The organism is Corynebacterium sp. HMSC29G08 (assembly GCF_001806875.1).
In the GTDB taxonomy this organism is placed as follows: domain Bacteria; phylum Actinomycetota; class Actinomycetes; order Mycobacteriales; family Mycobacteriaceae; genus Corynebacterium.
Map to the genome: position 1 here is coordinate 10975 of NZ_KV786222.1, position 5924 is coordinate 16898.

The following is a 5924-nucleotide window of genomic DNA, read 5'->3' on the forward strand; positions in this document are numbered from 1 at the left end:
CACCCCCCCCCCCGTTATGTTTCCTTCGAAGGCATCGCGCTTGCCGATACGTTCCAGATCCACGAGGATGGCGACATCCTCGACCTCACGGTATTCAGGAACAACAACGAGCGCATCGTTCGGCAGAAGGAAGCCCCGATCAATGTCATCGTGGGCAACCCGCCGTACTCGGTGGGTCAGACGAGCGCGAACGATAACAACGCGAATGTGAAGTACCCAACGCTGGACGCACGCATCGCGGAGACGTACGCGGCGAAGTCGACGGCGACGAATAAGAACTCCCTGTACGACTCATACCTGCGTGCGTTCCGGTGGGCCACCGACCGAATTGGGGATCAGGGTGTCGTGGCGTTTATTGCAAACTCTGGTTGGCTTGATGGCAACACCAGCGACGGTGTGCGTTTGTCGATGGCTGAGGATTTCACGGACCTGTACGTGTTGAACCTGCGTGGTAATTCTCGAATGGCTGGCGAACAAGCCAAGCGTGAGGGCGACAATGTCTTTGATATCCGAGTCGGCGTTGCGGTGCTGATCGGTGTGAAGGATCCTTCCAAGACCGGCTTCCACCTGCATTACGCGCAGACTCCTGACTACCAGAAGCGTGAAGAGAAGCTGGCGTTTGCAGAGAATGCGTCAGTTGATCAGATTGAGTGGCGTTCAATCACTCCGAACAAGCACGGGGACTGGCTGAATCAACGCAGCGACGAGTTCGCGACCTGGCCGGTCATCGGCGAGAAGAATCAAAATGTGACGACATTTTTTGACGTCTATTCCGCAGGCTTAAAAACTGGCCGTGATGCGTGGTCGTATTCTTCTTCAACCGCCCAACTCGTAGACAACATCGGTGCGCACGTTGCGAACTACCGCCAAGCGCAAGCCCTGTTGCGAAGCGAAGGGTTTGAGGAAAGCAAGCGGGGGGTCGACGCGTTGTTTGCCCAGCACCCTGCGTTAGTCGACAGCACGCAAGGTTCATGGAACGTCAACCTGAAACAGGAGTTAGCCCGCGGAACAGAGATTACGGTCAATACCGACCGTGTCTACACCTCGTTGTACCGCCCGTTTTTCAAACAACGTAATTACTTCGCGAAAGAATTGATCGATAGACAGTACCAGTTGCCGTCGATGTTCCCGACGCAGCACCACTACAACATCGGGTTCGATGTGATGGCGCCACGCGAAGCGGTTCCTTTTGCACTGTTGGCTACCGATGTACTCCCGGATCTTTCGTTCTTTACTTACACTGCCCAATTCTTCCCCCGTTTCACCTGGGAGTCCGTGGATGCTGAAGATGGTGGGCTGTTTGGCGAGGGGGCGTCGATAAGCGAGGGCGAGCCCTCCATTTATGGGCAGGTCGGTGAGGTTGTTGCGGGGTATGTGCGCAAGGACAACATCACCGACGAGATCAAGGCGCTCTACCGCGACGCACTGGGTGCGGACGTGACCGGTGACGATATCTTCCACTTTGTCTACGGCAAGCTGCACGACCCGAACTATCGGGAGGCGTACGCGGCGGATTTGAAGAAGATGCTGCCGCACATTGAAACGCCGGGTTCGCGTGCGGAGTTCGACAAGTTTGCGCGTGCCGGCAAGGAACTGATGGACCTACACGTCGGCTACGAGGATGCGGAGCCATACCCGCTGGACATTGCGGTCAAGGGCGACGAGTCCGACCCGGACACCTGGCGTGTGTTGAAGATGAAGTGGGGCCGCAAGAAGGACCCAGAGACCGGCAAGAACGTCAACGACGTGACCAAGTTGATCTACAACAAGCGCGTGACTATCACGGGTATCCCGGCTGAGGCTGACGAATACATGCTGGGTTCGCGTTCCGCGTTGGCGTGGTTGATTGACCGCTACCAGGTGAAAAAGGACAAGGCGTCCGGGATTGTGAATGACCCGAACGATTGGGCAGACGAGGTTGGCAACCCACGTTACATCGTGGATCTGATCGGGAAGGTGACCCGAGTCGCGATCGAAACGAATCGAATTGTGAAGGAGTTGAACGGTTCTAAATAGATGTTTCAGGGAATCGAAATCAATGACCGTCATCTGGGCACTTTTACTGATCCGCTAAACCACGATGCTCCGCCACTAAGCGGCTTCTTGTCGTTGAACGATGAGCACCAGGTAGAAGCAGTGATTCTCGTTCCGCCCGGAGATCGCCTTTCTATGGCTTGGCTGATCCATTCGCAGAAATAGAAATTGAATCGCCCACCAAGGATGCAAGCCCCGTGACTGCTCCTCGCTTCCTGAGCTTTGAAGGAGAACAGGGAAGCGCACTCTTGTGACGATGGCCTCCCCACTATTTTCAAGGGCTCACCATCAGCAAGCGTTACACCACACTAAGGGACGCAACCCATGATAGAACACACGTTCGTTTAGTGGCCGCCCCTCGACTCAACAGAACAACACATGTTCCCCAGCCAGAGCCCGGTGTGTGGGTTCTGGTCGAGGGGTGGGTTGCGTTGACGATGGCCATGCCCGGTGCGCCGCTGAGCTCGGCGTCGACGTTGGTGGTGGCAACCATAGTGTGGCCGGAGTCGTCCCAGATTTCGCCGGAGTCGACGACTTCTTAACAACGCCGATTGATGCTGCCACAGCACACCAGCTGCTCAACATTCTTGCTGAGCGTGAACACCGGGGATCAACCATTGTCACCTCCCAGTTCACACCCGATAAGTGGTACAAGTCCATCCCGGATGCTGTCATCGCCGAGTCGATCCTGAATCGGCTTGTCGTTGGCGCTGAAATCATCACACTCGAAAGACCAAACATGCGCCTCGAAGCCAATACGCAGTAGCGGCTCATAGTCAACGCCCGAGTGTTACCCGATACTCACCCGGGCGTTACTGAATACTCACCACAGCGTTACTAAATCCGTGGTCCTAACAGCTATCGCGTCCCCATTCGTGGCCATGTCTCAGTCGTTTAGCAAGCAGGCGAATACGCTCTGGTACGAGATTTTCGATGTCGTCAAAGCCAACTCGCTGGTGGACTACTCGGGGCCGACTCCTGCGGATAACGTGATGGAACGGCTACTTCAGGCACGCTCATAGTTATTGGCGTAGTGCGGGTGCGGTGTGGGCGTAGATGACGACCACTGCAATCAAGGCGATACAGACGGCGAAGGGTGCCAGCGGGTTCCACCCGTAAAGGGCGGTCGAAGCCAGCGGGGCAATCGCGTACGCCAACCCATTATTAGCGTTGATGATGCCAGCCACTGCGCCTTGCTCATCTGCACTCATCTTCAAGGTTGGGCCAGTGTTGTACCCGGGCATCGCCAGTCCCATACCTACCCCCAGCACGATACACCCGACAACCAGTAAAGCGTGCGAGGAGGTAGGCCAAATGAGCACAGTTGCAACTAGTGTAATGGCCAGACCAGTACGTAAAAGCTTCGCTGCTCCCCACCCTGTCTTTGGAGCAATCACCGCTTGGGCAATGATCATGGTCACGCCCATGATGGTCAGGTAAATCGCGGAAATACCTGCGGTCGCAGTTGCCGACAGGGCGAAGCGGTCTTGGACAGTGAATCCAAAAATCGTAGCAACAGAAGAAAACACAAGAAACATCACCAGACCAGTTGCTAGCCAGGGAGCTACACGCGGATCAGTGAAGCGAATCCGTTGAGGCTTTGCAAAAAGTTGCCCTCGGCTTTGAGGTGCGAAACTCACCAAGAGAACAACCAGACCAATCACCATCACAACGGGCATGACCACCAAGGGCAAGAGCAGGCCACCAGCAGCGGCTAACACACCTCCAGTAACACCTCCAACAATGGAGGCCATCCCTTGAGCCGCTCCAATCATGCCCAGTGCTTTTACCCGCCCGTTCTCGCTGGCAGCATGCGTGACCAGGTGGGCTTGCGCGGTCGGGGCGATCGCTGAAATCCCTCCACCATAGAGCAAACCACGAGTGAGCACAACACCAAAAACTAGTCCGACACCGCCAACTACCTGGTTCATCCCCAGGTAGGAGACAATACCGAAGGCGCTCAAAGCGATGATCGCGATCACAAGCCCGGCAGCGAGTACACGTTTAGCGCCGACACGTTGGGAAGCTCGCCCCCAATAAGCACTCAAGCTCGCTAGTACAATCGCTGCCAAAGAGATAGTGGCGCCAATATGCCATTCCCGCAATCCCATCTGTCGTGACAGTGGCGCGATGATCGGATTGAGAATCATTTGCCCCATAAAGGCGAGAAAAACGATTCCCACTACCAGGTTCGCTTGCGCTCCTGGATCAATATAGCTCTGTGTCGGCTTATTACTACGAGGGTCGGGCATCACTACACTCCATTACTAGAACACTGTTTCACTTAGGGATATTGTAGAATGGTGTTCTAGTAAGGGTCAAGGAATAAGTTAGGGTCACCTTATGAACACTGTGCTAACGGGGCGAAGGGCTGGGCTATCACGCGAGCTGATTGTCAAACAAGCTGTACAGTTAAGCGCGATCAGTGGCGTTGAGGGATGGTCAGTACGGGACATTGCCCGTGAACTGGGCGTGGTTCCCTCAGTGATTTATCATTATTTTCCAAACAAGGAAGCCATTTGTGATGCTGTTGTAGACCGGGTATGTGTCGGGATTGAAGTTCCCGACCCGGACCTTGAATGGAAAGCCTGGTTTCGAGCTATGGCTCACAATCTACGCCCCGCATTGTTAGCATATCCGGGGATTACCGACAGGTTCGCGCGGGGCAAGTTCACCGAACAGTTTTTGCCGATGATCGATGGAGCCTGGGCCAAACTACAAGAAGCTGGGTTTGGTGACAATTCGCCTGTGGCCTACACAATTATCGCGAACTCGATCATCCACACGATCGGAGCGAGAAACCTGCGCGCATCCAATCAAATCCAGCCTCGCCACAACCTGCACGAAATGCTTGTCAGGCTTGAGCCTATGATGGCTCAATCTGTTGGACTGACCAGTATTGTCAACTCTTACCTGGAGCCTCTCTCACACCCTGATGAAGAAGAAGCGATGTCCGAGGAATACTACGACCTCGTCATCGATGTGATCCTAGACGGCATCGAACACACCCTGCTTCCTTAACTCTGACCCACTTCTCAATCATCGTCTTAGTGAGCGCCCGCACAGCGTGTACTTCAACACAGCGGATGTACCCCAGTTGATAAGCCGGGTCAGTTCACGTTCACCCGCCGCGTTCTCATGGTCACGGAGACGGTTAAGTAGTTCTTCCTGATACGGATTATTCATGGTGTGTGTCCTTCATCCAGGTATGGGTAAAGGGGGCCAAGGCACACACCCTGACCCCCTTCGCTGTCTGCTACGAGCTAGCGTCTACTCGGTAGCACCCGCCGTGGTCGGCTCCACCACATCCTGTTCAGCCGTCGCCAGCGCCTCCGGGCGGATCACGGAACCGCCGTACACCTGGAGGCGCGTAATCGCACGGGTGAAACGGAACGGCAGCATGGACGATTCCGCCACCTCCGTGATCTGGTAGCCGAACGCAGTAGCCATCGGGTGGCCAGCAATGACAACCTCACGGCCCGCCACCGTCGGCACCGTCGGCGCGGAAATGATACGGAACCCGAGCAGGCGACCAATCTCACCGTTCAAGAGATTGCTGTTGTTCACTGCCTTGTCCAGGCGCTCGTCGTACAGCAGCGCCGCTTCCATCTCGGGGCCAACCATCACGAAACGGTCAGTCTTCGGAACCGAAGTGGCGTTGAGTTTCTTACGCAGCGCCACCAGCGTCTTGTACGCGTCCTTCTTCTCAATGTCGAGCGGGAGCTTACCCACCTTGTTCTGAGTGCGAACACCATCCTTCATCAGCTTGCCGATGTAGGTATCGACCTGCTCGGCCATGCCCTCCGCAGCCTCAGCAACAGCCTCCGGCTTCACGTCCAGAGCAGACTGGACGGAATGAGGTTACCCTTGTTTAGTGGACACCCGACTTG

General features: G+C 55.5%; 6 protein-coding genes. 4 read left to right on the forward strand and 2 right to left on the reverse strand.

Annotated features, from left to right (window positions below):
* The 3 genes from HMPREF3101_RS12390 to HMPREF3101_RS11665 all read left to right on the forward strand — a co-directional run.
* A partial coding sequence (locus HMPREF3101_RS12390; RefSeq protein WP_305763944.1) for a type ISP restriction/modification enzyme occupies window positions 1-2016 on the forward strand: 2016 nt, incomplete at its 5' end.
* A gap of 439 nt (window positions 2017-2455) precedes the next feature.
* Complete coding sequence (locus HMPREF3101_RS03035; RefSeq protein WP_246816627.1) at window positions 2456-2800, forward strand: ATP-binding protein; 345 nt, start codon at window positions 2456-2458, stop codon at window positions 2798-2800.
* A gap of 115 nt (window positions 2801-2915) precedes the next feature.
* Entirely contained in the window at window positions 2916-3056 is a 141-nt protein-coding gene (locus HMPREF3101_RS11665; protein ID WP_232745367.1) for a hypothetical protein, read from the forward strand.
* Here the strand turns inward: HMPREF3101_RS11665 and HMPREF3101_RS03040 are convergent, their stop codons facing one another.
* Window positions 3057-4286: an MFS transporter gene (locus HMPREF3101_RS03040; RefSeq protein WP_070462450.1), complete on the reverse strand. Its 1230-nt coding sequence runs from the start codon at window positions 4284-4286 to the stop codon at window positions 3057-3059.
* A gap of 91 nt (window positions 4287-4377) precedes the next feature.
* Between HMPREF3101_RS03040 and HMPREF3101_RS12260 the strand changes: the two genes are divergently transcribed.
* Entirely contained in the window at window positions 4378-5055 is a 678-nt protein-coding gene (locus HMPREF3101_RS12260; protein ID WP_070462451.1) for a TetR/AcrR family transcriptional regulator, read from the forward strand.
* Window positions 5056-5304: 249 nt separating this feature from the next.
* On the opposite strand, the gene HMPREF3101_RS03050 is transcribed toward HMPREF3101_RS12260, so the two are convergent.
* Window positions 5305-5868 (reverse strand): hypothetical protein, encoded by a 564-nt coding sequence (locus HMPREF3101_RS03050; protein WP_070462452.1) that lies wholly within the window; start codon window positions 5866-5868, stop codon window positions 5305-5307.
* Between the last annotated feature and the right edge of the window lie 56 nt (window positions 5869-5924).

Excerpts from the sequence above, each read along its gene's own strand:
- HMPREF3101_RS11665 (WP_232745367.1), top strand. The coding sequence starts at position 2,916 with ATGTCTCAGTCGTTTAGCAAGCAGGCGAATACGCTCTGGTACGAGATT.
- HMPREF3101_RS03040 (WP_070462450.1), bottom strand. The coding sequence starts at position 4,286 with ATGCCCGACCCTCGTAGTAATAAGCCGACACAGAGCTATATTGATCCA.
- HMPREF3101_RS12260 (WP_070462451.1), top strand. The coding sequence starts at position 4,378 with ATGAACACTGTGCTAACGGGGCGAAGGGCTGGGCTATCACGCGAGCTG.